This is a genomic window from Halorubrum sp. FL23, from assembly GCF_052439115.2.
Classification (GTDB): Archaea; Halobacteriota; Halobacteria; order Halobacteriales; family Haloferacaceae; genus Halorubrum; species Halorubrum persicum.
The window spans coordinates 230,743-254,249 of the sequence record NZ_JBQVRO020000003.1; the positions used below are offsets into that span (position 1 = coordinate 230,743).

Annotated in this window: 21 protein-coding genes; 6 read left to right on the plus strand and 15 right to left on the minus strand. The window is 69.9% G+C overall.

The window, feature by feature from the left end; genetic code table 11:
* Window positions 1-18: 18 nt before the first annotated feature.
* Together ACT4MF_RS05255 and ACT4MF_RS05260 are read right to left on the minus strand one after the other, a co-directional pair.
* The gene (locus ACT4MF_RS05255; protein WP_444681946.1) at window positions 19-2,772 is read right to left on the minus strand and encodes a heavy metal translocating P-type ATPase; all 2,754 of its coding nucleotides are present in this window, start codon (window positions 2,770-2,772) and stop codon (window positions 19-21) included.
* Between the two features lie 489 nt (window positions 2,773-3,261).
* Window positions 3,262-3,861, minus strand: a complete 600-nt coding sequence (locus ACT4MF_RS05260) for an AsnC family transcriptional regulator (protein ID WP_444681947.1) — start codon at window positions 3,859-3,861, stop codon at window positions 3,262-3,264.
* A 131-nt stretch (window positions 3,862-3,992) separates the two neighbouring features.
* Here ACT4MF_RS05260 and ACT4MF_RS05265 point away from each other — a divergent pair, with 131 nt between their 5' ends.
* Window positions 3,993-4,190 carry a heavy-metal-associated domain-containing protein gene (locus tag ACT4MF_RS05265; RefSeq protein ID WP_099256080.1) on the plus strand — a complete coding sequence of 66 codons (198 nt, stop codon included), beginning with the start codon at window positions 3,993-3,995 and terminating at the stop codon, window positions 4,188-4,190.
* 57 nt (window positions 4,191-4,247) lie between these two features.
* Here the strand turns inward: ACT4MF_RS05265 and lpdA are convergent, their stop codons facing one another.
* The 7 genes from lpdA to ACT4MF_RS05300 all read right to left on the minus strand — a co-directional run bounded on the left by lpdA (window position 4,248) and on the right by ACT4MF_RS05300 (window position 11,824).
* The gene (gene lpdA, locus ACT4MF_RS05270; RefSeq protein WP_099256079.1) at window positions 4,248-5,675 is read right to left on the minus strand and encodes a dihydrolipoyl dehydrogenase; all 1,428 of its coding nucleotides are present in this window, start codon (window positions 5,673-5,675) and stop codon (window positions 4,248-4,250) included.
* Complete coding sequence (locus ACT4MF_RS05275) at window positions 5,675-7,360, minus strand: dihydrolipoamide acetyltransferase family protein (RefSeq protein WP_444681948.1); 1,686 nt, start codon at window positions 7,358-7,360, stop codon at window positions 5,675-5,677. Before ACT4MF_RS05275 ends, lpdA begins: the two co-directional genes overlap by 1 nt.
* 2 nt (window positions 7,361-7,362) lie before the next feature.
* Window positions 7,363-8,349 carry an alpha-ketoacid dehydrogenase subunit beta gene (locus tag ACT4MF_RS05280; RefSeq protein ID WP_444681949.1) on the minus strand — a complete coding sequence of 329 codons (987 nt, stop codon included), beginning with the start codon at window positions 8,347-8,349 and terminating at the stop codon, window positions 7,363-7,365.
* Window positions 8,350-9,453 (minus strand): pyruvate dehydrogenase (acetyl-transferring) E1 component subunit alpha, encoded by a 1,104-nt coding sequence (pdhA, locus tag ACT4MF_RS05285; RefSeq protein WP_444682025.1) that lies wholly within the window; start codon window positions 9,451-9,453, stop codon window positions 8,350-8,352. It abuts the gene before it with no gap.
* A gap of 278 nt (window positions 9,454-9,731) precedes the next feature.
* A complete protein-coding gene (locus ACT4MF_RS05290) occupies window positions 9,732-10,136 on the minus strand; it encodes a DUF8146 domain-containing protein (RefSeq protein WP_004048800.1) in 405 nt (134 codons plus the stop codon).
* 104 nt (window positions 10,137-10,240) lie between these two features.
* Window positions 10,241-10,897 (minus strand): RPA family protein, encoded by a 657-nt coding sequence (locus tag ACT4MF_RS05295; protein ID WP_444681950.1) that lies wholly within the window; start codon window positions 10,895-10,897, stop codon window positions 10,241-10,243.
* Window positions 10,898-11,824 (minus strand): replication factor A, encoded by a 927-nt coding sequence (locus ACT4MF_RS05300; protein WP_444681951.1) that lies wholly within the window; start codon window positions 11,822-11,824, stop codon window positions 10,898-10,900. It lies immediately after the preceding gene.
* Window positions 11,825-12,236: 412 nt separating this feature from the next.
* On the opposite strand from ACT4MF_RS05300, the gene ACT4MF_RS05305 reads away from it, so the two are divergent.
* The 4 genes from ACT4MF_RS05305 to ACT4MF_RS05320 all read left to right on the plus strand — a co-directional run bounded on the left by ACT4MF_RS05305 (window position 12,237) and on the right by ACT4MF_RS05320 (window position 16,776).
* On the plus strand, window positions 12,237-12,539 hold the full coding sequence (locus ACT4MF_RS05305; RefSeq protein ID WP_099256073.1) for a DUF7091 family protein: 303 nt from the start codon (window positions 12,237-12,239) through the stop codon (window positions 12,537-12,539).
* A gap of 69 nt (window positions 12,540-12,608) precedes the next feature.
* Complete coding sequence (locus ACT4MF_RS05310) at window positions 12,609-13,823, plus strand: hypothetical protein (protein WP_444681952.1); 1,215 nt, start codon at window positions 12,609-12,611, stop codon at window positions 13,821-13,823.
* A gap of 149 nt (window positions 13,824-13,972) precedes the next feature.
* Window positions 13,973-15,934, plus strand: a complete 1,962-nt coding sequence (locus ACT4MF_RS05315; RefSeq protein WP_444681953.1) for an ABC transporter substrate-binding protein — start codon at window positions 13,973-13,975, stop codon at window positions 15,932-15,934.
* Window positions 15,931-16,776 (plus strand): phosphatase PAP2 family protein, encoded by an 846-nt coding sequence (locus tag ACT4MF_RS05320; RefSeq protein ID WP_444681954.1) that lies wholly within the window; start codon window positions 15,931-15,933, stop codon window positions 16,774-16,776. Before ACT4MF_RS05315 ends, ACT4MF_RS05320 begins: the two co-directional genes overlap by 4 nt.
* Before the next feature lie 5 nt (window positions 16,777-16,781).
* Here the strand turns inward: ACT4MF_RS05320 and ACT4MF_RS05325 are convergent, their stop codons facing one another.
* Window positions 16,782-17,447 (minus strand): DsbA family oxidoreductase, encoded by a 666-nt coding sequence (locus ACT4MF_RS05325; RefSeq protein WP_099254348.1) that lies wholly within the window; start codon window positions 17,445-17,447, stop codon window positions 16,782-16,784.
* 85 nt (window positions 17,448-17,532) lie between these two features.
* Here ACT4MF_RS05325 and thiD point away from each other — a divergent pair, with 85 nt between their 5' ends.
* Window positions 17,533-18,387: a bifunctional hydroxymethylpyrimidine kinase/phosphomethylpyrimidine kinase gene (gene thiD / locus ACT4MF_RS05330; RefSeq protein WP_444681955.1), complete on the plus strand. Its 855-nt coding sequence runs from the start codon at window positions 17,533-17,535 to the stop codon at window positions 18,385-18,387.
* A gap of 38 nt (window positions 18,388-18,425) precedes the next feature.
* Here thiD and ACT4MF_RS05335 read toward each other — a convergent pair whose 3' ends face one another.
* From ACT4MF_RS05335 to ACT4MF_RS05355, 5 genes are all read right to left on the minus strand, one after another.
* The gene (locus tag ACT4MF_RS05335; protein WP_099254346.1) at window positions 18,426-19,223 is read right to left on the minus strand and encodes a ZIP family metal transporter; all 798 of its coding nucleotides are present in this window, start codon (window positions 19,221-19,223) and stop codon (window positions 18,426-18,428) included.
* A gap of 206 nt (window positions 19,224-19,429) precedes the next feature.
* The gene (locus tag ACT4MF_RS05340; RefSeq protein ID WP_444681956.1) at window positions 19,430-20,134 is read right to left on the minus strand and encodes an NADH-quinone oxidoreductase subunit E; all 705 of its coding nucleotides are present in this window, start codon (window positions 20,132-20,134) and stop codon (window positions 19,430-19,432) included.
* The gene (locus ACT4MF_RS05345) at window positions 20,134-21,207 is read right to left on the minus strand and encodes a signal peptidase I (RefSeq protein ID WP_444681957.1); all 1,074 of its coding nucleotides are present in this window, start codon (window positions 21,205-21,207) and stop codon (window positions 20,134-20,136) included. The genes ACT4MF_RS05340 and ACT4MF_RS05345 overlap by 1 nt, the downstream gene beginning before the upstream one ends.
* Window positions 21,207-22,676 (minus strand): DUF7467 domain-containing protein, encoded by a 1,470-nt coding sequence (locus ACT4MF_RS05350; RefSeq protein ID WP_444681958.1) that lies wholly within the window; start codon window positions 22,674-22,676, stop codon window positions 21,207-21,209. The genes ACT4MF_RS05345 and ACT4MF_RS05350 overlap by 1 nt, the downstream gene beginning before the upstream one ends.
* Window positions 22,673-23,464, minus strand: a complete 792-nt coding sequence (locus tag ACT4MF_RS05355; RefSeq protein ID WP_444681959.1) for a hypothetical protein — start codon at window positions 23,462-23,464, stop codon at window positions 22,673-22,675. Before ACT4MF_RS05355 ends, ACT4MF_RS05350 begins: the two co-directional genes overlap by 4 nt.
* Window positions 23,465-23,507: the final 43 nt, after the last annotated feature.

Genomic DNA, 23,507 nt, shown 5'->3' on the forward strand with positions numbered 1-23,507 from the left:
CGGGGCTAGCGGCCTCGCTCACCGTAGCCGGCCGAGGATCCGGTAGTCGCGGTCCGGCTTGTACCGGCGGAACAGCAGGCTGTTGGTGAGCACGCTCACGCTGGACAGCGCCATCGCCCCGGCGGCCAGCGCGGGCTGGAGCAACCCGAGCGAGGCGAGCGGGATCATCAGCGTGTTGTAGCCGAGCGCCCACACGAGGTTCTGTTTGATCTTCTGGAGCGTCGCGTCCGAGATCCGGATCGCCTTCGCCACGTCGACGGGGTCGTCTCGCATCAGCGTCACGTCCGCGGCCTCGATGGCCACGTCCGTGCCGCTCCCGATGGCGGTGCCGACGTACGCGACCGCGAGCGCGGGCGCGTCGTTGACGCCGTCACCGACCATCATCGCGTGACTGCCGTCGGCCTGAATCTCCTCGACCGCGTCGGACTTGTCCTCGGGGAGGACCTCGGCCCGGACGTTCTCGGGGGCGATCCCGACCTGCTCGGCGACCGCGCGGGCCGTGCGCTCGTTGTCTCCCGTGATCATCATCACGTCGATACCGCGGTCGCGGAGGGCCGCCACGGCGTCGCCCGCGCTCGGCTTCACGGTGTCCGCGTCGGCGACGGCCCCGACGAGGCGGCCCTCGTTCGTGCCAGCGGCCACGCGGGCGACGAGCATCGCCGTCTTCCCCTCGCGTTCGAGGCGCTCCATCGTCTCCGCGGCGGGCGACGGGTCGATCCCGTTGTCGCGCAGCAGCTTTCGGTTGCCGACCAGCACCTCGTCGCCCTCGACCGTGGCACGGACCCCGTGCCCGGGGACGTTCTCGAACGCGTCGGGCGATCGCACGTCGATGCCGCGAGATTCGGCACCGTCGACGATGGCGCGAGCGAGCGGGTGTTCGCTCCCCCTCTCGGCGGTCGCGGCGATCCGAAGCACCTCGGTTTCGGCGTCGCCGTCGGCGTCGAGCGCGGCGCGATCGTCGTCGGTGGGCGATTGCGACGCCGTGCCGCCGTCCGGGGCGGGATCGCTGTCCGGCACGGACCCGCCGTCCGAGATCGGGTCGCCGTCGCTGTCGAAGGCGACCACGTCGGTGAGCTCCATCTCCCCTTCGGTGAGGGTCCCGGTCTTGTCGAAGACCACGGTGTCGACGTCCTTGGCGCGCTCGAGCACGTCGCCGCCCTTGAACAGGACGCCGTACTTGGCGCCGATCGTCGTTCCGACCATCGTCGCGGCGGGCGTCGCCAGCCCGAGCGCACAGGGGCAGGCGATGAGCACCGCCGAGGCGAACACGACGACCGCGAACTCCGAGACCGTGATCGTCCCGCCCGCGACCGCGGGACCGCCCGCGACGAGGTCCCACAGCGGGAGGGCGTCGACGAACCCGGCGAGCGCCTCCGGGAAGAGGAACCAGACGGTCCCCCACAGCAGGGCGTTGACGATGACCGCCGGGACGAAGTACGCGGAAATGCGGTCGGCGAGGTTCTGGATGTCCGGCTGGCGCGACTGCGCCTCCTTCACCGTGCGGACGATCTGCTTGAGCGCGGTGTCGGCGCCGACCTTCGTCGCCTCGACGACGAGCACGCCGTTCTCGTTCACCGTGGACCCGACGACCTCGTCGCCCGTTCCCTTCTCGACGGGGACGGACTCCCCCGTCACCATCGACTCGTCGACCGCGCTCTGGCCGTCGACGACGACCCCGTCCGTCGGGATCTTCTCGCCCGGGCGGACCTTCATCCGGTCGCCGACCGCGACCTCGTCGATCGGGACCTCGCGCTCGGACCCGTCCTCGTCGACGGCTTCGCCGTCTGCATGCGGCGTCTCCGACGCCGCTCTGTCGACGAGCGTGGCCGTGTCGGCCTCCATCTCCAACAGCTTCCGGAGCGCCTCGCCGGCGCGCCCCTTCGAGCGGGCCTCCAGGTAGTTTCCCAGCGTGATGAACACGAGGATGAACGCGGCCGTGTCGAAGTAGAGGCTCCCGGCGATCACGCCCGAGAGCGCCGCGACGGAGTAGACGTACGCGGTCGTGGAGCCGAGCGCGATCAGCACGTCCATGTTGGCGCGCCCGTTCGTCACGAGCGCCTTGTAGGAGTTCTCGTAGAACGGGCGACCGAGCACGAGCTGGACCGGCGTCGCGAGCAGGAACTGGATCCAGCCGAGACGCACGCCGAAGACGCGGTCCGGGAAGAGCTCGCCGGCGAAGAGGAGGTGGTCGGTCATGAACGCAAGGAGCGGGGCCGCGAGGACCGCCCCGAAGAGGGTCAGCCGGAGCTGTCTGCGGATCTCCCCCTCACGGGCGGCGTCGCGGGCGTCCTGTCGGCTCTCGCCGTCGCTGGACGCTCCGGAGCCCTCCCCGTCACCGTCGCTCCCGCTTCCCTCGCGGACCGGCGAGTAGCCCGCCGACTCGACCGCATCGTAGAGGTCGCCGAGGGAGGCGTCGGCCGGATTGTACCGGACCTGCGCCTCGTCGGTCGCGTAGTTCACGTCGGCGGCGATCACGCCCGGCGTCGATTCGAGGGCGTCCGCGTTGGCCTCCGCGCAGTTCGCGCAGGACATGTCCGTGATCGCGACCGAAACCGTCTCGCTGACCGCGCCGTAGCCGGCGGACTCGATCGCGGAGTAGATCTCGGCGAGCGATACCTCCTCGGGATCGTACTCGACCGACCCCTCGTCGGTGGCGTAGTTGGCGTTCGCCGACGCCACCCCGCCGAGGTCGTCGAGGGCGTCCTCGATCGTCGCCGAGCAGTTGGCACAGGACATCCCCGTGACGTTCAGGTGGGCTGTTCTCGTTGGCATGTCTACTACTACGTGTCCCACCCTTAGGCGGTTTTCTGCTTCGATTTCGGGGGTTCGGGTGGGTCGATATCTTCGATTCCAAAGCGGCCAGCTCGGGAGAGAGATGGGAGGGTGACGAGCCCGATCGACAGACAGCAGCGATTTAAAAAGCGGTGGCGCGCCGCCGCCGAGCGCCCGCAGGGCGCGAGGTGCACGCGCGAGGGAGTCGCGAGCGCTTTTAAGCGCGAGCGACGAGGCTGGGGAGGCGTGAGGATGCGGTGCTGTATGGGGCGGAGAGGGACTCAAAGCCCCAGTCGAGAGTGGCACAGAGGCGATGTAAGCAGCGTGGCGCTACGCGCCACGGGCAGCCGGCGGCTTTGCCGCCGGCGACACCGCAGGGAACGAGCGCAGCGAGTGACCGAGGACCGCGGCGAGCGTGCGCACCGCTCGCGATTGGGGCTTTAGAGATTATCACCCCAAAAACGACTTATAAACAACTACTTCGTCGGATTATACCCCCTCCTCCAGTCGCTGGTACCGCTCTCGGAATCGCGACAGACAGGACGAACAGCAGAAGTGATACACCTCGCCGTCGATCCGCGCCGTTTCACCTTCGCTATCAACGGTGTTCGAACACTCCGCGCACGTCAACGCGAACTCCACGCCCTCGATCGAGGGCGTCCACTCGAACTCGTCGACCAGCGTGACGGCGTAGTCGTCGACGGCGACCCCCTCGAACAGCCCGGACACCCACTCTCGCGCGGTTCGTCCTTCGACCCGGGCGTACACGCGGAGGTCGCCCTCGGCGGTGACGAAGACGTGCTCGACGGCGTCGGCGTCCCGCACCCGATCTCGCGCCGCGTCGAGCGCCTCGGGCCGGTTCGGCGGCAGTTCCACGTCGATCAACACCGGAACCCCCGCTCGCAGCTTCGTCCGGTCGACGTCGATCGTGAACCCCTCGATGATACCGGCCTCCTCCAGCCGCGTGACGCGGTCGGAGACCGCCGGCCCCGACAGCCCCACCCGGTCGCCGATCTCGCTGAACGGGCGGCGGGCGTCCGCGGCCAAAAGCGACAGAATCTGCACGTCCGTTTCGTCGAGCTCGCGCATACCTCCCGGTACGGCACCGATGTATAAGACGGTTGGGCGGTGCGCTTCGAATTCCAAAGTGAGACGTGCGTTTGACCCCCGATCGTGAAGCAGAAAGCGACAAACTCCCGCCTCCCCTACCTCCACCCGCCATGAGTCAGACGATCACCGTCGAGGGAATGTCGTGTGAACACTGCGAACAGAGCGTCACGGAGGCCCTCGAGGGCGTCGAGGGCGTCGAGAGCGCGACTGCGGACCGCGAGAGCGAGTCCGCGACCGTCGAGGGCGACGCCGAGGCGGACGCGCTCGCGAGCGCGGTGAGCGAGGCGGGCTACGACGCCTCCGCGTAAACGAAAGGGCGGCGGCCGAGTCCGCCGACGACCGCCGACGTAGCGGTTCGTCGAGACCTACCGGTTCAGCGTGTGAATCGCCTGTCCGCGGGCGTTCTCCGCGGCCTCCATCACCGCCTCCGCGAGCGTCGGGTGGGTGTGGACCGTCGCCGCCACGTCCTCCAGAGTCGCGCCCATCTCGATGGCGAGCGCGGCCTCGGCGATCAGCTCCGAGGCCTCCGGGCCGACGATCTGCGCGCCGAGCACGAAGCCGGTCTCGTCGTCGGCGACGAGCCGGACGAACCCCTCGGTGTGGCCGGTCGTCATCGCGCGGCCGGAGGCGTTGAACGGCATCTCGCCGACGACGGGGTCGAACCCCTCCGCCTCGGCCTCGTCCTCGGTCAGCCCGACGGTCCCGATCTCGGGGTCGGTGAAGACGGCCGCCGGGATCGCCTGCTGGTCGAGCGCGGCCGGCTCGCCCGCGATGACCTCGGCGGCGACGATCCCCTCCTTCGAGGCCGCGTGCGCGAGCATCGGATCGCCCGCCACGTCGCCGACGGCGTGGACGTGGTCGACCGCGGTGCGGGTGCGGTCGTCGGTTTCGATGAACCCGCGGTCGTCGGTCTCGACCCCGGCCTGTTCGAGGTCGAGCCCGTCCGTGACCGGGCGGCGGCCGACCGCGACGAGGACCTTATCGACGCCGTACGTCGATTCGTCTCCGTCCTCGGTCTCCGTGTGGAGGAGGTAGCCGCCGTCCGCGCCCTCCGACCACTCGCTCGCGCCCTCGCCGAAGTGGAACTCGACGCCCAGCTCCTCGGCCCGCTTGCGGACGATCCGCTTCACGTCGTCCTCGTAGGGGTCGAGGATGTCGTCGAGCATCTCGACGACCGTCACGTCGGAGCCGAGCTTGGCGTACGTCGTCGCCAGCTCCATCCCGATGTAGCCGCCGCCGACGATCCCGAGCCGGTCCGGCACCGTCTTCGCGTCGAGCGCCTCCGCGGAGCTCCAGACGTGGTCCTCGGCGAAGTCGAAGCCGGGGATCTGGATCGGGCGCGAGCCGGTCGCGACGATCGCGTGCTCGAACTCGATCGACTCCGAGCCCTGCCCCTCCCCGCCGTGGGCGACGCGGGCCGTGTGCGCGTCGGCGAACGAGGCGGTCCCCTCGATCAGGTTGACGCCGTTGGCCTTACAGAGCTTCTCGACGCCGCCGGTGAGTCGGTCGACGACCCCGTCCTTCCACTCGACCATCTTCCCCATGTCGACGGCGGGGTCCGCGTGGATGCCCATCGACTCGGCGTTGCCGGCCTCGTGGGCGAGACCGCTCCCCGTGATCAGCGCCTTCGAGGGGATACAGCCGCGGTTGAGGCAGGCGCCGCCGTAGGCGTCCTTCTCGACGAGCGTCGTGTCGAGCCCTTCCTGTGCGGCGCGGATGGCGGCGACGTAGCCGCCCGGTCCCGCGCCGATCACCAGTACCTCCGTTCCGGTTGCGATGTCTCCAACGACCATTAGTGTGTCAACAGTAGCAGCGGGTGTTCAAGGTGTTCCATCACGGTGTTCGCGAACTCGGCCGCGACCGCGCCGTCGATCACGCGGTGGTCGATCGACAGCGACAGGGGGAGGGTGGGCGCCGCGACCACCTCGCCGTCGCGGGCGACCGGACGCTCCTCGATGGCGCCCAACCCGAGGATCGCCGTCTCGGGGTAGTTGATGATCGGCGTGGCGTACTCCCCGCCGATGGCGCCGAAGTTCGTGATCGAGAACGTACCGCCCTTCATCTCCGCCGGCTTGAGCTCGCGCTCGCGGGCGCGGGAGGCGAGGTCCCTGACCTCCTCGGCCAGCTCGAAGAGCCCCTTCTCGTCGACGTTCTCGACGACGGGCACCATCAGCCCGGCGTCGGTGGCGACCGCGATCCCGAGGTTGTAGTCGCCCTTCAACACGATCTCCTCCTCGTCCTCACGGAGCTCGCTGTTGAGGGACGGGTACTCCTTCAGCCCCGCGACGATCGCCTTCATCACGAACGGCATGTAGGTGAGATTCACCCCCTGCTCCTCCGCCCGCGGTTTCAGCTCCTCGCGGGCCTCCACGAGGGCGTCGACCGCGACGGTGTCGTGGTGGGTGACGTGCGGAGCGGTGTACTTCGACCGCTCCATCTGCTTCCCGATGGTGCGTCGCACCCCGCGGTAGGGGACGGTCTCGTCGGTCGACACCGACTCGCTTGCGGGGGACGCTCCGGTGGCGCCGGCGGCGTCCGCGCTCGTCGAGACGTCGACGGACTTCGGTTCGGGCGCCGACGCGTCGGCAGATGCCTCGGCCGCTTCTCCCGCCGACTCCGGCGCCTCCGCGTACGCCCGAACGTCCTCGCCGGTGACGAACGCCTCGCCGTCCCGCGTCTCGTCGGTCGGCACGTCGTCGATGTCGACGCCGAGCTCGCGGGCGACCTTCCGGGTCGCGGGCGTCGCGAGCGTCGTCTCGCGACCGGCGGGGTCGGGGGCGGCCGCCCCCGTCGACGCGGTGGCCGCGGCTTCCGATCCCGAACCCGCCCCGCTCGCGCCGCGCTTTTTGACCGCCGATTTGCGACCGCCGGATCCGGTGTCGGTCGGCGTCGGCGCCGGCTTCGGGTCGGGCGCGTCGGACGCGGACTTCACGGACGGGCCGTCGTCGCTGTCGCCGTCGTCTCCCGTGTGCGCACGCACGTCTGCCTCGCTGATCCGGCCGCCGGGACCGCTCCCGTCGACGGCCGCGATGTCGACGCCGAGTTCGCGCGCGAGCCGGCGGGCCGACGGGGGCGCGAAGGTCCGGCCGGACGGGGTCGCGGGTTCCTCCGCGTCGGCCTCGGCCTCGGCGCTGGCGCCAGTCGCCGACTCCGTCGCGCCCGCGTCGCTGTCCCCGGTCGGCTCGCCGGTCGGCTCGCCGGTCGCCTCGCCTTCAGTCCCGCCGCCGTCGCCGTCCTCGCCGACGCGGAACGAGATGATCACGTCGCCGACGGGGACGATCTCCCCCTCCTCGACGAACAGCTCCTCGACGGTCCCGTCGTACCGCGAGGGGACCTCGACGAGCGCCTTGTCGGTCTCGACCTCCGCGACCGCCTGGTCCTCCTCCACGCGGTCGCCGGGCGCGACCAGCCACGTGACCAGTTCGCCCTCGGCGACTCCCTCGCCCACGTCGGGCAGTTTGAACTCTTTGACCGGCATACTCAGAACTCCACCGCCTCCTTGATACCCTCCTCGATGCGGGCCGCGGTCGGGAGGTAGTAGTCCTCCAGCGCGTACAGCGGGTACGGCACGTCGAACCCGGTGACGCGCTTGACGGGCGCTTCCTGGTACAGCAGCGACTCCTCCTGGATGATGGCCGTGATCTCGGCCGCGAGCCCGCCCGTCTTGGGGGCCTCGTGGACGACGACGGCGCGCCCGGTGGCCTCGAACGCCTCGACGATCGCCTCGCGGTCGAGCGGGGAGACGGTGCGGAGGTCGACGACCTCGCAGTCGATCCCCTCCTCGGCGAGCGCCTCGGCGGCCTCGAGCGTCGGGCGCGTCATGGCGCCGTAGGTGAACACCGCCACGTCGTCCCCCTCGCGGCGGGTCGACGCCTCGCCGATTGGGAGGGTGTACGGCTCCTCGGGCACCTCGTCGCGGAACGCCCGGTAGATGAGCTTCGGTTCGAGGAAGATCACCGGGTCCGGGTCGCGGATCGACGCCGCCAACAACCCCTTCGCGTCGTACGGGGTCGACGGAATGACGACCTTCAGTCCGGCCTCGTGGGCGTAGAACGCCTCCTTCGACTCGGAGTGGTGCTCCGGCGCTCGGATCCCGCCGCCGTACGGGGCGCGGAGGGTCATCGGCAGGTTGAACCGCCCCCTGCTTCGGGTGCGGAACCGGGCCATGTGGGAGACGATCTGGTCGAAGCCGGGGTACATGAACCCGGAGAACTGGATCTCGGGGACCGGTTTGAGCCCCATGGCGGCCATGCCGACCGCGGCCCCGACGATCCCCGACTCCGCGAGCGGGGTGTCGACGACGCGGTCGCCGCCGAACTCGTCGAACAGCCCTTCGGTCGCGCGGAAGACGCCGCCGTTCTTCCCGACGTCTTGGCCCAACACGAGGACCTCGTCGTCCTCGCGCATCTCGGTGTACAATCCGTCTCGGACCGCCTGTACCAGGGTGAGGTTCTGTGTCTCGCTCATTTACTCCTCCAGGAACGCCTCGTCGCCGTGCGCGTCGCGGAACGCCGCGAACGCCTCGTACTGCCGCTCCAGCTCCGGCGGGAGCTCCGCGTACGCGTGCTCGAACATCTCTTTCGGCATCGGGCGCGCCTCGGACTCGGCCGCCTCGATCGCCTCGGCCACCCGCGCCTCGACGACCGTCTCGATCTCCGCGACCCGCTCGTCGTCGATCACGCCCTCGGACCGGAGGTACCGCTCTAGCCGCGGGATCGGGTCCTTGCGCTTCCAGCTGTCGACCTCGTCTTCGTCGCGGTAGACCGTGGGATCGTCGGCGGTGGTGTGCGCGCCGAACCGGTACTGGATCGCCTCGATCAGCGTCGGGCGCGGCCGGTCCGTCTCGGGGTCGCGCGCCTTCTCGACGGCCGCCCGCGTGACGCTGTACACCGCCAGCGGGTCCATCCCGTCCACCTGGACCCCGTCGATCCCGTACGCCTCCGCCTTCTGGGCCAGCGTCGCGCTCCGCGTCTGTCGCTCGCGGGGCACGGAGATGGCCCACTGGTTGTTGTTACAGAAGAAGACGGTCGGCGTGTCGAACACGCCCGCGAAGTTGACCCCCTCGTGGAAGTCGCCCTCGCTCGTCGCGCCGTCGCCGAAGTAACAGAGGAACGCGTCGTTCTCGCCGCGGAGCTTCGAGGCCCACGCCGCGCCGGTGGCGTGCGGCACCTGCGAGGCGATGGGGACCGCGACCGGGAACACGTTCACGCCCTCCGGCGTCGCGTTGCCCGCCTCGTGGCCCATCCAGTAGAGCAGGGTCTGTTTCAACGGGAGTCCGCGGACCAAGGCGGCTCCGTGCTCGCGGTACGACGGAACCATCCAGTCGTCCTCGTCGAGCGCCGTCGCGGAGCCGATCTGTGCGCCCTCCTGCCCCGAGAGGGGCGGATACGTCCCCATCCGCCCCTGCCGCTGGAGGCTCACGGCACGCTCGTCGAAGTGCCGCGCCAGCCGCATGTGCCGGTACATACCGACGAGCTCCTCGTCGTCGAGGTCCGGCACGTCGCCGACGACCTCGCCGTCCTCGTCGAGCACGCGGACCGGATCGTCGTACGCCCTGTCGAACACGCTCACGGTCGGACCAACCTCTTCATACACGAAGGGTTCTCCGCCCGGGTATTATGGTTTTCGTAGATAGTTTATTATAGTCAGAAATCGGTAGAAGGGACGCGGAACTGTCCATCAGATTCGGAGAGAATCTGACGTTTTTGAACAAACGAAGGTGCCTTCGGCAATATTTTCTCCCAGATCGGCGGTTCCTCGAACAGTACCGACCGAACGGAACTTCTCCTCGAGCGGCGCCGCCGCTGGGCAGACGGAACGCTGTCGGGGGAGAATCGGTCAGCCGTCGCTTATCCGAGCCGGAAGGAGGGCTCGTCGGGCTCGCCGTCGAGGTCTTCGAGCTGGATCACTTCCTCGTCGCCGTCCTCCAGCTGCTCGCGGAGGTAGTTGACGTAGCGTTTGTGCTCCTCCAGCTGCTCGCGGAGGTGGTCGGCCTCGAGCTCCAGCCGCTCGTGCTCGCGCACGAAGCTCTTCGGGACCTCGATCTTCGGGGGGAACGACTCCCCGCTCTCGCCCATGCTGTCGAGCTCCGCCTCCGGGACGACCCGGACCTGTCCGTCGTGGGCAACGAGCGTATCCACGTAGTCCCGGAAGACCGCCGACAGCGAGATGTCCCGCTCCTCGGCGATGTCACGGAGCGTCTCGAACGCGTCCTCGTTGACGCGGAACGAGATCGTCTTGTTCTTGTTGCCCATTATCGGACCGATCGTCGCGCAATGTACTTAAGCGTTTGTCAGACGGTCGCAAGAATGAAAATTCGGTCCGGCGGACGGGCCGGGGTCGGACCGCGCCGACCGCGTCAGGGCTCCGGCCTGCCGGCCGGATCCGACCCGCCGGGGGCGGCATCGTCGCCCGCGGGCGCATCGCCCGCAAGCTCGTCGCCGTCGCCCTCGTCGAGGTCCTCGAGCGCCGACAGCGCGGCGGCCTTGTACGTCTCGGGGTCGAGGTCGTACTCTTCGCGGGCCATCCGCGCGTACTCGTTCCCCTCGTCGTCGAACGCGGCGACGCGCTCGATCGTTCGCTTGGCCGTCTCGGCGACCCAGCGGTCGCGGGTGTCGGCGTCGACCTCGGTGATCGACTCGGGGCGGACCGACACCCGGACGGTGCCGTCGTCGGTCTCGTACGTCCGGGGCTTCCCCACGACTGCGACGTAGGCGGGGGGTTCCAGATCGCGGAGCTTGGAGGCGGCCTCGGGCTGGTACTGGCCGGCGTACACGAAGAATGTGCCCGTCGGGTCGACGATGCGACCGCGCCAGTACTCGGCGTCCTCGCCGACGTCCTCCTTCTCGGTGAGGGTCCCGACGAAGAACACGCGGTTCGAAGACTCGCCCGTCGGCAGCAGCGCGTAGACGGGGGCGCGCTCGTCGTCGGACTCGGTGAACGTGAAGCCGGCGTCGTTGAACTCGCTCGCGAACACGCGCCGGGCGACTTCTCTGGTGGGTGCGGATTGGCTCATTCAGATCGACCTCGCTTCGATCAGCGCAGTTTCAACGTCGACGGCACCGGGGTCTTCCATCTCGTCGACCAGGACGTACCGGCCGAAAGTGGGACCGGTGACGCGGTAGTACCGCCCGAGCACGTCGTCGCCCATCTCCTCGGCGACGACGGTGGTGTCGAGCGCGTCCATCGCCATGTCCTTGGCCTCCGCTAAGCCCATCCCGGTGAGCTCCTCGGTGGCCTCGCGGTCGAAGATGACCTCGGTGACGGTCTCGCCGTCGTCGAGGACGCCCTTGATCCGGAGGTCGAACTCGCCCTCGACCTGTCCGTGCTCGGAGCACCGGCCGTTCTGGAGGACGCGCGTGCAGTCGTCCTCGGGGCAACGCTTGATCAGTCCGGAGCCGGACTGGATGTCGACGAGCGCGCCCTCGACGGTGTCGGCGTTGTCGCCGACCTCGATCTCGTCGTCGATCTCGGTGATCTGGGTGGTCCGGTTGAGCTTCACCGAGTAGCTCCCCTCGTACTCGTCGGTGACGACGTTGGAGAGCTCGTACGCCTGCCCCTCCGTCAGCTCGGGGAGGTCGGAGGTCTCGAAGGCGACGAACTTGATCGTGCCCGACTCGTCGCCTAAGAGCCCGACCTGCGAGATCGAGTCGCTGCGGGGCTCCCACAGGTCGACGAGCTCCACGCGCAGGTCGACCCACTGCTCGTCCTCGTCGATCTCGTTGACGAGCACGGACTCGCTGCCGCCGCGGCCGAGCTCGTCGCGCTCCATCCCGGCGTCTTCGAGGTAGCTGTTGGTGACGCTCCGGCGCGCCTCGTCGAGGGGGACGCGGTACTCGTTGACGAGGTTCTCCAGTCGCTCCTCGATCTCGCCGGCGTCCACGTCGAGGTGGTCCGAGAACTGTTCCGCTATCGCTTCCGCTTCCTGTCGCAGTTCGCTCATGGGGTGTCTCCGCCTCCGGTCGTGTTTCAATGGGAGGCGTACGGCGGTTGGTTCCTCACGGTATTAAAACGTGCGTGACCGGAGTGAAAGTGGACGGATCGACGCCTCCAACGCCGCTTCCCGGGGTTCCGTCGTTTCGGGAAAGGTGGCGTCGGCTCGGCCGCTCCCGTCGGCGTCTGACGCGCGTCAGCCAGACGCGGGCGCCGTTTCAAGTGGAACCGTACCACGCGAAACGTCCACAGGCGACGAGATGGAGGCCGACGGGGGTGTCGCGAGCAGCGACTGTGGCGCCCAGTGAGGAGACAGCGACGACGGCACCCGGTGAGGAGTGCCCCACGCCGGTTCCGCCACCTGCGGACCGAGTCCCCCGTATCGCCAACGGACCTATATCCGACGCGCCGAAACGGCGGGTATGGACGACCGACTCGAACGCGCCATCCGCCAGCAGCTCCGGAAGGCGGGCAAGCAGTTCGAGGAGGCCAAGCGGGCGTACGCCGAGGCGAAAGACGATCCCGCGGGCGACGGCGCGGGGGCGAAGCGATACGACCTCCCGACCGACGACGAGGGGCGCGCTCGGATCGTCTGTCGCCGGCACGCGGAGCGCCGGACCGTCCCGGTGGACGAGGAGGGGCGCCCGTCGTGTTTCGAGAGCGGCCACCCCGACTGCGAGGGGTGCGCGGAAGACGTGCGGGAGGGGTTCGTGGAGACGTGGTGAGCGGAGGGCGCGCGGCGGTCGGGGGGCCCACCCAAAGGCGTTTCTCTCCCGGTGAACTCAACACCACCCATGAAACGGACGACCGTCGTCGTCGCGCTCCTCGTCGCGGTCGGGGTCGGCCTCGGGGCCTCCGGGCTCCTCGCCGGAGCGGGCGACGAGGCGCCGCCGCCGACCGTCGAGGAGCCGTCGCCCTCCCCGGTGGAGGAGGCGTCGCTCGTCGAGGTCGCCGGCGACTACCGGCTCTGGCCGTACACGAGCCGGGGCACCTCGGTCGAGGGGCGGACGCTCGCGATAAACGTCCTCTTTTACGCCGACGCGGAGGCGACCCGCCGGGCGATCGAGCGGCGGGAGGGGGCCGACTGGGAGGCGACCGAGGAGGCAGAAGCGGCGGCGACGGCCGACGCGGAGCAGGTGGCCGCGCTCGTCGCGCGTGACTGGGCGGACGCGCACAGTTCCGACCGCTACAGCTACGTGGAGGGACCCGACGGCGGCGTCTGGCTGGAGGAGACGTTCGAACTCCACGACGGCGCGTACCTCGGCGTGCGCGACCACCTCCGGGCGTACGAGTCCCCGGACGGCGCCTACACCGCCGTGCAGGCCCACGAGGAGTACTACGACTGGTTCCGGCTCCGGCACACGGTGCCGGGGATCGACGATCCGGCGGTCCGGCTCGAAGACGAGTTCATCCACGGCGCGGTCGACGCCGAGGTCAGCCGCGAGTATCGCGGCATCAGGGGCGGGTGGAGCGACGGTTGGGTCTCGGTGATCGAGCTGGCGTCGGTGGCGCTGCTGTCCGGCGCGCTGCTCCGGCGTCGAACTCGGGCCGCGGCGGTCGAACTCGCCCGTCGCGGGCGGCGAGAGGCGGGTCGACACGCGGACGCCGCGCTGCTCGGCGCCGCGCTCGCGGCCGTCATCGTCGGCGTCCGGGTGGCGGGCGTCGCGCTGGAGACCGCGTACCCCGGGATCGGACCGAAGGTCATCGCCGCCCCGCTGTACCTGGTCATCTCGGTCGGGATCCCGGCGCTCGTCGTCGCGCGAGCGCCCGACTCGGAGCCGAGCGCGGCGCTTCTCGGCGTCGTCGTCGGGGTCGGCGCGGGGTTCGTGATCGACTTCGCCGCGCTCGGCGTGGCGGTGCCGCCGGCCCTCCTCGTCCACCGGGTCGCGCTCCTCGCCGCGCTCGGCGTCGTCGCGACGGGACGCGCCGCGGGGGATCGCCCGGTGCTCGCGGCGGGGCTGGCGGCGTGGGTCGTCGGACTGGCACTCCCGCTCGCAGACGTGATCTGAGGGGCACTCCCGGTCGGACCGCCTCGGTCGGGTCGGTGGGCGCGGCGCGCGGTCGATCGGGGCCGGGCGACAGCGACGGCGCAGCGTCATCGTCGCGACGATGACACCACAGAAGAGATATACGCGAGGGACGAAACTGCGACGAACACATGGTTCGGCAGATCAGTCGGCGCGGAGCGCTCGCAGGGGGCGTCGCGGCCCTGAGCGCCGGCTGTCTCGGCCGCACGCGGAACATCGCCGGACGCGACCGGTCCTCGCAGCTGACGCTGGAGATCAACGCCCCGCCCGCCGACAGGGATCCGAACGCGATCCGGATCGCCAGACACCTCGCGGAGAACCTGGACGCGGTGGGTATCGACGCCCGGATCAGCACCCTCGGCCACACCGACCTCCGCCGGAAGGTGCTTATCAACCACAACTTCGACGTGTACGTCGGGCAGTTCCGGGAGGCGGAGCCGTTCGATCCGGACGCGATGTACGGGTTCGCTCACTCGCAGTTCGCCGCGGAGGCGGGGTGGCAGAACCCGTTCGGATTCACCGACATCAACGGGGTCGACGAGCTGCTCGCGGACCAGCGTCGGGCGGAGGGCGACGAGCGGCGCGAGGCCGTGGCGGACCTCCAGCGGAGCCTCGGCGAACTGCAGCCGTTCACCGTCGTCGCGTTCCCCGACCCGCTCACGGCGGTCCGCGAGGACCGCTTCGAGAACTGGACGAACCGGCAGCCGCTGTCGATCGGGGGGTTGCTCGACTTGGAGCGCGTCGACCCGGCGGACGGGGACGCGGGCGGAAGCGAGGCCGAGAGCGGCAACGAGACCGCCGACGGCGGCGCCAACGAGACCGCTAACGAGACCGAGGACGGGCTGATCGACGACAATCCGCTGACCGACGACGAGGAGAGAAACCCCGGAACCCTCCGCCTCGTGACGACCGACGAGCGGATCACCCAGAACTGGAACCCGATCGCGGCCGAGTATCGGCGCTACGGCACGTTCACCTCCCTGCTGTACGACCGGCTCGCCCTGGTCGACGACGGGGAGGTGATCCCGTGGCTCGCCGCCGACTGGGAACGGGTCGGCGACGCGTCGATCGAGGTTTCGCTTCGGGAGGCCGACTGGCACGACGGCGAGCCGGTGACGGCCGACGACGTGGCGTTCACCTACGAGTTCCTCCGTGACACCGCGATGGGAACCGCCGATTCGCCGGTGCCGACGCCGACGTTCCGGGGGCGCGTCTCGGCCGTCGCCGACGCGACGGCCGTCGACGAGACGACGGTCCGGCTGACGCTCGACGAGGTCAACGAGGCGGTCGGCGTGCGCGCGCTCCAAGTACCGATCCTCCCGGAACACGTCTGGGGGGACCGGACGGGGATGGCGACGATCGCCGGGTTCGAGTTCGACACGGAGACGACCGAGGCCGTGGTGACGAACAACGAGGATCCGGTCGGGAGCGGCCCGGTTCGGTTCGTCGAGGCCGCCCCGGGCGAGACGGTCGCCTTCGAGCGCAACCCGGACCACTTCCTCGTGCGAGAGGCGGACGGCGACGGGTCGGCCGGCAGTACGGACGGCGGCTCGGCGGACGAGGAGGCGGACCCGCTCGCGGGGATCCCGGAGCGATTCCGGGGCAAACCGGCGTTCGACCGGCTGGAGATCGAGGTGATGGGGTCGGACATCGCGGCGGTGCAGGCGGTCGGCGACGGGCACGCGGACGCGACCGTCTCGAATCTCGGACCGGACTCCGTCCCGCGAATCGGGCGCGAGGCCGACGCGCGGCTCGTCACGGGGCGGGCGGGCGGGTTCTACCACGTCGGGTACAACACGCGGCGCGCACCGCTGTCGAACCCCCGCTTCCGTGCGGTTCTCGCGTCGCTGATCGACAAACGAACGCTCGTCGACACCGCGTTCAGCGGGTACGCCGAGGCCGCCGCGTCGCCGCTCGCCGCCAGCCCGGAGTGGGTTCCGTCGGACCTCCAGTGGGAGGACCGCGAGACGGACCCGCTCCACCCCTTCGTCGGCGCGTCGGGCGGGTTCGACCCCGAAACGGCCCGCGACCGGCTCCTCGAGGCGGGGTACCGGTTCGACGAGGAGGGGCGGCTGCTCGCGCCGGGGACGTGAGCCCGCTTCTGTCCGTCGTGGGATCGCTCGCGCTGTGGGTGGGGTCGGCCCTGCTCATCGCAAGCATCGCCATCATCCGCCCGTGGCGGCTGTACGCGCTCTGGGACGACCTCCGCGAGCGGCTGTGGGAGATACGGAATCCGATCGCCGCGCTCGTGGTGGTTCTGATCGCGAGCGCGATCGGCCGGAGCTCCCTCCAGACGGTCTCCGAGCTGGTCGGGCTCCAACTGACGTGGGCCATCTACGCGCTGGAGGGGAACTTCGTCGCGTGGATACAGGCGACGTTCGGCTCCCCGCAGCTGACGATGTACTTCTCGTCGGTGTACGTGTACGGGTACGTGTTCCTGGTCGCGTTCCCGTTCCTCGCGTACCTGGCCCTGCCGCGGACGACGACGGTGAAGCGGCTCATCGTCGCGTACGCGCTCAACTACGGGATCGGGCTCGTGTTGTACACGGTCGTGTTCGCGTACGGCCCGCGAAACGTCATGCCCGACATGGTGACCTCGCTGCTGTTCACACACAACCCGGAGTTCATGGCGCTGACGAGCGAGGTGAACGAACCCACGAACGTCTTCCCCTCGCTGCACACGTCGCTGTCGGTGACCGTCGGAGCGTTCGCGGTCCTGACCCGCCGGGAGTATCCGCTGTGGACGCCGATCGCCGCGTGGCTGGCGACCTCCGTGGTGATCGCGACGATGTATCTCGGGATCCACTGGCTCACCGACGTGATCGGCGGGACGGCGCTGGCGCTCGGCACGGTGTACCTGTCGTATCAGATCGTGGACGGCGAGGAGCGCCGAGACGAGAGCGGAGTAGGCAGAGAGGGGAGGCGGCGTCGCTGAAACGACTACCCCTCGACGAGCCGCTCGAGCTGCTCCGGCGGCACCGCGCCGCGCGCGGCGTGGCCGTCGTACGCGAACGTCGGGACACCGGTGACCCCGCGCTCCCGCGCCGCGGTGAACAGGTCCGTAACGCGGTCGCGGAGGTCGTCGTCCGCGAGCGCCTCGTCGACGACCGCGGGGTCGAGCCCCTCCACGTCCGCTGCGATGTCGGCGAGCACCGCGCGGTCCCCGATGTCGCGGCCGTCCTGCCAGAGCGCCGCGAATATCGCCTCGTCGAAGGCGAGCCACGAGTCGGGCGCGGTCTCCCGCACGTGCACGGAGACGACCTGTGCCGGGAGCGAGTCAACGTCGGTCCGGAGCTCCTGGGCCATCTCGGCGTCGTACTCGTCCTGTAGGCGGCGGACGTTCTCGCGCGCCTGCTCGTAGTACTCCTCGTCTTTCCCGTTGTCGGCGGTGTCGTCGATCTCGCCGTCCGGACCGCGCTGGCCCGCCCGGAGGTCGAACGGGTGCCAGTCGATCGCGAGCGGCTCCGCCCGCGTCTCCTGATACCGCGCGAGCGACTGCCGGCCGAGGTAGCAGAACGGACAGACGTAGTCGGAGTAGACGGTGATCGACTCCGTCTCGTCCGGAGCCGGCTCCTCCGCGCCGTCCGCGGCGTCGGTGTTCGACATACCGCCGTTTCGACCGCGAGAGGCAAAGGCCGTTCGGCGGCGGCGATCGCCACAGTTTTTCATAACTAGGTGGTACCACCTGAGCATGACGCCCGCACGCGATCCCGTTTCGCCGCCCGTCGCGCTCGCGATCGCCGGCAGCGACGCCGGCGGCGGCGCGGGGATACAGGCCGACCTGAAGGCGATGACCGCACACGGCGTTTTCGGCGCGTCGGTCGTGACGGCGACGACCGCACAGAACACCCGCGGCGTCCGGGACGTGCACGCGGTGCCGTCGGCGCACGTCGCGAGCCAGTGTGACGCCGTCTTCGACGACTTCGACGTGGGTGCGGTCAAGACCGGGATGCTGGCCACGGCCGAGACGGTCGAGACGGTGACCGGCGTGGTCGAGGGGGTCGAGGCCCCGCTCGTGGTGGACCCGGTGATGGTCGCGGCGAGCGGCGACCGCCTGCTGTCGCCGGACGCGGAAGCCGCCTACGAGGAACTGATCGGGGCGGCGACGCTCGTCACGCCGAACGCCGACGAGGCCGAGGTGCTGGTCGACGCCCCGGTGGAGACGCCGACCGACGCCGAACGCGCGGGGAGAGAACTGGTCGCGACGGGCGCCGACGCCGCGCTGGTGAAGGGCGGTCACATCGGCGACGGGGCGCGCGTGACCGACACGCTCGTGATCGGGCCCGACGGAGGCGGGGACGGAACGGTCGACCCCGATTCGACGACCGCGCGCCGCTTCGAGAACCCCCGCGTCGCGACCGATGCAACCCACGGCTCCGGGTGCGCGCTGTCGAGCGCGATCGCCGCGCGGCTGGCACGCGGCGAGCCCCTCACGACGGCGGTCGCCGACGCGGTCGACGGGATGGACGCCGCGATCCGGCGCGGCTACGACGTTGGGACGGGTCCCGGTGCGGTGAACCCGACCGCGTTCGACGGGGGGTCGTAGCGGTCTCCCGCGCGATCAGGAGACGGTGAGCGGCGTACTCAGATGACGGTGAGCGGTACCATCAGCAGGACGCCGAGCGCGATCCCGCCGGCGAGCACCGCTTTCCCGCCGCCGGGCAGGTCGCGGCCGGTGTCGAGCGCTTCGGGGATGAACTCGGAGAGGACGAGGTAGATCATCGCGCCCGCCGCGAAGCCGAAGCCGTACGGGAGGAACTCGCGGGCGTAGCGGACGAACGCGAACGCCACGACCGCGCCGATCGGCTGGGGGAGACTGGAGAACACCGCCCACCACACCATCTTCCACTTCGAGACCCCCATCGCCCGCAGCGGGATGGAGATGGCGGTCCCCTCGGGGACGTTGTGGATCGAGATCGCGAGGGTCATGAACACCGCTAAGAGCGGCACCGTGAAGCCGAGCAGCTGGGTTCCTCCCTCCAGTCCGAGATCCGCGAAGGAGACGCCGACCGCGATCCCCTCCGGGAAGCTGTGAACCGTCAGCACCCCGAGGATCAACACGAGCTTCTTGAAGTCGGCCTCCTCGTACTCCCTCGGATCGATCTCGGCGTCCACCAGCACGTCGTGGGCGAGGATGACGAGAGCGATCCCGGCGAACATGCCGATCCCGATCTCCGCGGGCGTCCCCTCGGCGAGCCCCTCGTCGACGAGGCCGAACAACGAGGCCGCGAGCATGATGCCGGAGGCGAACCCCCACAGCGCCACGTTGCCGCGGTCGCTGATCGAGTCGAAAAAGAAGAACGGGAGCGCGCCGACGCCCGTAGCCAGCGCCGTGACGAGTCCCGCGACGAAGACGAACCCCAACGCGTCGAGCGCGACCATACGTTCGATAGTTCGATCGGCTGGCACTTAATAATCGTGAATCGGATACGCAAGACCGCTGAGAAAACCGAAAATGAGGGACAGCAGGACCAGCAGGGCCAACAGCAGCAGTACCGCCAGCTTCGTTCCGATCGGAGGCTGACGAGAACGCAGCCACGGACACCGGCTCTCCGCGGGGCCCCGTGGTCGAATCGGGGGGTGCACCGTCACACCTCACTCGGGGACAGCGGTGGAAGACCGACCGACCGATCGGCGCCGATACTCGTCGATCCGAGGGCGTCGACGCCGATCGACGGGGAGATGTTGGCGGTCGCGTTCCCCGCGGGTGCCGACTCCGTCGGTTCCGGATCGTCCGGGTCCGTGGGGTTCGCCGCTTCCGGCGGTGCCTCGTTTTCCGATGGCGTCTCAGCTTCGGGCTGGGTCTCCGCTTCCGGCGACGGCGTCTCGTCTTTCGGTGCCGGAGCGTCGGCGCTCGGTCCCTTCTCGGCTTCCGGCGGCGTCTCGTCTTCCGGTGGCGTCTCTGCTTCCAGTGGTGCCTCCGCTTCCGGTGGTGCCTCCGCTTCCGGTGGTGCCTCCTCTACCAGCGGCGGATCGCCCGACTCGGAGACGTTCTCCGAGCCAGAGACGTTCTCCGAGCCAGAGACGTTCTCCGGTCCGGTGACGTTCTCGATCCCCTCCACGGGGGCCGTCTCCTTCGCAACGTCCGTCTCGTTCCCGCCCGGAGCGGTCACGTCGGCGACATCGCCACCGGACGAGTCATCGATCTCGGCGAGATCGTCGACCGCCTCGAAGGTCGTCGTCACGTTGACACTCGACGTGAGAACGGCGACGGTGACCCCGCCGCCGAACGCGACTCCCCAGACCAACACGACGAGGGCGAGGACGCTGACGAGACCGCGGTTCGCGGCCATCAGTTCCCCTCCCCGGCGCCGTCGGATTGCGCTGGCACTGCGGTCGGCGCGGTCGGCGGAGGAGCCCCCGACCCGTCAGCCGCTGCGGTGGGGTCGGCGTCGCCGTCATCGACGCGCTCTGTCACGTCGGGAGCCTCCCAATCGGCACCGGTTGTGGGGGGCGACGGGGCGGCGCCTCCGTGATTCGGGTCGGACGCGCCGTCGTCTGCGGCCGGCTCCGAGGGCGATTCGCCGCGATCGAGGACGCCGCTGGCCGGGAGCCACGCCGCGAGCGCACCGAGCAGGAGCGTCGACGCCCCCACCGCGACCGCGATCGCGGCGGCGGTGCGAAGTTGGAACGCGACGTAGACGGCGTACGGGGCGAACACGACGAGCACCCCCGCCGCCCCGCCGACGGCGTCGACGGAGACGCCGCCGGACCCGCCTGCGGTGGACGCGTCCGCCGGCAGCCCGGACTCGGTCGGCTCCGCGTCTGGCTCCGTAGTCGGCTCTTCGTCCGGCTCCGTGGTCGGCTCCGCGATGGACTCCTCGGCCGACGAGACCGGCGCCGCCGCGTCATCGCGGCCGCGGACGATCGACCAGACCTCCGTGACGGCGAGCAGCCCGAACGGAAGCAACACCAGCGTCACGAACCCGACTCGCGTGCCCGCGAACTGGATCACGTATCCGATGTACGGGATCGTCAACATCACCGCGCCGACGAGGCTCACCGCGGGGACGAGGCCGGGATCCGGTCCCTCGTTTGCGTCGCCCATCGTCTCGAACGCGAGCGCGCCGCCCTCGTCGACGACGCCGATCACGCGGTGCGTCACCGGCACGTCGCTCGTGCCGCGAGCGAACGTGATCACGTCGCCTTCGACGATCGACGTCGGGTCGCGCTCGTCGACGATAACCACGTCGCCCGGCGCGATGGCGGGCGTCATGCTCGCCGTGAGCACGACGAAGCTCTCGTCGGCGCCGACGACTTCCGGGACCGCGTACACCGCGAACGGGACGACGAGCGCGATCAGCAGGACGACCCCGAGTACGTTCGCCGCGCGTTTCGTCCGTGGTGATGTGAGTAGTTGGATCATCAGTTCTCCTCCGTCCCGCAAATCGGCTGGCCGTCCGTCGTCGTCGCGTCGGTGACTTCGAACAGGTCACCGTCGCCGAATCGCATTCCGACCGCGAGCGGCTCCGAGCAGCTCACGTGAAGCGACGTCGGGCTCCCGCCGTCAACCGTAATATCGATCTCTGGACCGAGCTTGTCGGAAGTGCCGGCGTTGCCGTTGTTCCCGTTCCCGGTTCCGTTGCCGTTGTTCCCGTTCCCTCCCCGAATCACGTCGCTGCCGAACAGCGTGAACTCCCCGTCGGGGGCGACCGTGCCGTCGAAGAGGGTGCCGCCGGTGTTCCCCTTCGCCGAGACGACGGTGATCGACGCGTCGTCGTCACCGCGGTAGCGGATGTCGAGCGACGCGAGCGAGACGTTCCCGTCGTCACAGACGGCGCACTCGCTCGAACTGCCGTCGTCGCCATCGCCGTCGTCGTCGTCACCGTCGCCGGAACAGACGGAGAGGAGGATGTGGCTGATCTCAGAGGGGGTGCCGCTGGAGTTCGGGGGTGCAAGCAGGATGTCACCGGTCTCGGGGGCGGCCGGGTCGATATCGTAGGGGTTGGCGTCTGGCCCTCCCTTGACTTCGACGGTGCAGAGGTCCGGCCCGCGGGTACCGTCGGCGGCGCGGAGGACGAACGCGGCGCCGATCGCCTCGTCGCCGTCCTTCGTCTCGACCGCGGTGATCTCGATCTCGTGTGGGCTCGTCCCCGGGGGGAGGTCGACCACCGGAAGGACATCTCCGACCGCGAGTGCGGCGTCGGTGCCGTTCACCTTCCCGAACTCGACGCACGCGGGGCAGTCGTCGTCCGGCTCCCCGCATCCCCCGACGAAGGGGTTCGACCCCGCGGCGTCGGCCTCGGAAACGTGGCGGCACTGCTCGGCGTACAGCCGAACGGTCAGGTCGGTCGCCTCGCCGGCGACAGCGTCGGGCGCGTCGGCCGGGAGGTACGGGTACACCTTGACGACGATCGGGCCGTCGTCGGGAGCGAGACAGCCGGCGTCGATCCGGAGGCCGGTCGCGAGCAGGCGTTTGGCCTCGTCAAGGGGGCGGTAGCCGTCCGTCACGGAGTCGCCGTCGACGACGATGTCCACTTCGAGGACCGCCTCGAGGGGGTCGCCGCTCGGACAGCGAGTCGCGAGCCACACCCGCACGGGGTTCGCCGACGCCTCGATATCGAACCGCTCGGGGGTCGGTCTGTCGTCGGAGCGGCGCCGATTAACCGCGAACGGGCCGAGGGAGACAGTCCCGTCGGTGGGCTCTCCGTCGACCGTCAGCCCGACCTCACCGGCGCCGAAGACGTTGTCCGGGAACGTCTCTCGGTCCGTGAGATACGCGCCCGTTCCGATCCCGCTCGCCATGCCGATGGCACCGACGCCGCCGATCCCGGCGAGCAGTCGGCGACGGCTCAGTCCGCTCGGGCGCCCGGCGTCGTCTCCCTCGGAAGTCATAGCGGCTCCTCCGTGCCGTCGGATGGCCCGTCGCCCGTGTCGCCGTCCATCTCGAAGAGATTGCCCTCGGCGGCGCAGTCGTCTGCGAGGAACTTCACGTCGAAGTCGACGGCACCGCCTTGGCCGGCGTTGCCGCCTTCGTCGTCGAACTCCCACGCGACGATCAGACAGTGCTGGCCGTCGGTCGAGAGACAGCCGTTGTCGAAGCGTCCCGGGTTGAGTTCGATCCCGGTCGCCAGCGCGGAGCCGTCGAGCGACGCGAGCGTGCCGGACGCGATCGGCTCGCCGTAGCCGGCGAAGCCGCTCTCGGCCCCGCCACAGCCACCGATCCCGAGAATTCCGGTGTCGTACCGGACATCGAGCGAGATGCGGTCGGCGAGCGCGGCGCTCGCCGGGTCGTTTGTGTCGAAGCTGGGGACGATCTGCAACCACACCCGAACGCCGTCCGGTGCGGTGTCCGCGGGGTCGTCGAGCCGGAGCCCGACGCTCGCGGTCCCGGTGTCACCCGGGAGCGCGTTGCCGACGTCGACGAGCCGGATCCCGTCGCTCCGCACCTCGTCTTCGGCGTCCGACGGGCTCGAACCGACGATCGTTCCGTTCTCCGTGCGCCGCCAGCCGACGAGGAGGTCCCAGGGAGTGTCCGTCTGGGCGTACGTGTACTGCGAGTACCCGGTCCAGCTGTCCGTGCCCGTCGACCGTCCGGAGGCGGCACCGAGGGCCGCGAAGCCGACGGCTCCGATGCCCGCGAGCGCCTTTCGTCGGGTGAGTTTCGATTCCTTTTGAGTCATTGTGTGTCGTTGCGGCTCCGGACGGCCGTGTCGTCGATACCCT

Excerpts from the sequence above, each read along its gene's own strand:
- ACT4MF_RS05255 (WP_444681946.1), bottom strand. The coding sequence starts at position 2,772 with ATGCCAACGAGAACAGCCCACCTGAACGTCACGGGGATGTCCTGTGCC.
- ACT4MF_RS05260 (WP_444681947.1), bottom strand. The coding sequence starts at position 3,861 with ATGCGCGAGCTCGACGAAACGGACGTGCAGATTCTGTCGCTTTTGGCC.
- ACT4MF_RS05265 (WP_099256080.1), top strand. The coding sequence starts at position 3,993 with ATGAGTCAGACGATCACCGTCGAGGGAATGTCGTGTGAACACTGCGAA.
- lpdA (WP_099256079.1), bottom strand. The coding sequence starts at position 5,675 with ATGGTCGTTGGAGACATCGCAACCGGAACGGAGGTACTGGTGATCGGC.
- ACT4MF_RS05275 (WP_444681948.1), bottom strand. The coding sequence starts at position 7,360 with ATGCCGGTCAAAGAGTTCAAACTGCCCGACGTGGGCGAGGGAGTCGCC.
- ACT4MF_RS05280 (WP_444681949.1), bottom strand. The coding sequence starts at position 8,349 with ATGAGCGAGACACAGAACCTCACCCTGGTACAGGCGGTCCGAGACGGA.
- ACT4MF_RS05290 (WP_004048800.1), bottom strand. The coding sequence starts at position 10,136 with ATGGGCAACAAGAACAAGACGATCTCGTTCCGCGTCAACGAGGACGCG.
- ACT4MF_RS05295 (WP_444681950.1), bottom strand. The coding sequence starts at position 10,897 with ATGAGCCAATCCGCACCCACCAGAGAAGTCGCCCGGCGCGTGTTCGCG.
- ACT4MF_RS05300 (WP_444681951.1), bottom strand. The coding sequence starts at position 11,824 with ATGAGCGAACTGCGACAGGAAGCGGAAGCGATAGCGGAACAGTTCTCG.
- ACT4MF_RS05305 (WP_099256073.1), top strand. The coding sequence starts at position 12,237 with ATGGACGACCGACTCGAACGCGCCATCCGCCAGCAGCTCCGGAAGGCG.
- ACT4MF_RS05310 (WP_444681952.1), top strand. The coding sequence starts at position 12,609 with ATGAAACGGACGACCGTCGTCGTCGCGCTCCTCGTCGCGGTCGGGGTC.
- ACT4MF_RS05315 (WP_444681953.1), top strand. The coding sequence starts at position 13,973 with ATGGTTCGGCAGATCAGTCGGCGCGGAGCGCTCGCAGGGGGCGTCGCG.
- ACT4MF_RS05325 (WP_099254348.1), bottom strand. The coding sequence starts at position 17,447 with ATGTCGAACACCGACGCCGCGGACGGCGCGGAGGAGCCGGCTCCGGAC.
- thiD (WP_444681955.1), top strand. The coding sequence starts at position 17,533 with ATGACGCCCGCACGCGATCCCGTTTCGCCGCCCGTCGCGCTCGCGATC.
- ACT4MF_RS05335 (WP_099254346.1), bottom strand. The coding sequence starts at position 19,223 with ATGGTCGCGCTCGACGCGTTGGGGTTCGTCTTCGTCGCGGGACTCGTC.
- ACT4MF_RS05340 (WP_444681956.1), bottom strand. The coding sequence starts at position 20,134 with ATGGCCGCGAACCGCGGTCTCGTCAGCGTCCTCGCCCTCGTCGTGTTG.
- ACT4MF_RS05345 (WP_444681957.1), bottom strand. The coding sequence starts at position 21,207 with ATGATCCAACTACTCACATCACCACGGACGAAACGCGCGGCGAACGTA.
- ACT4MF_RS05350 (WP_444681958.1), bottom strand. The coding sequence starts at position 22,676 with ATGACTTCCGAGGGAGACGACGCCGGGCGCCCGAGCGGACTGAGCCGT.
- ACT4MF_RS05355 (WP_444681959.1), bottom strand. The coding sequence starts at position 23,464 with ATGACTCAAAAGGAATCGAAACTCACCCGACGAAAGGCGCTCGCGGGC.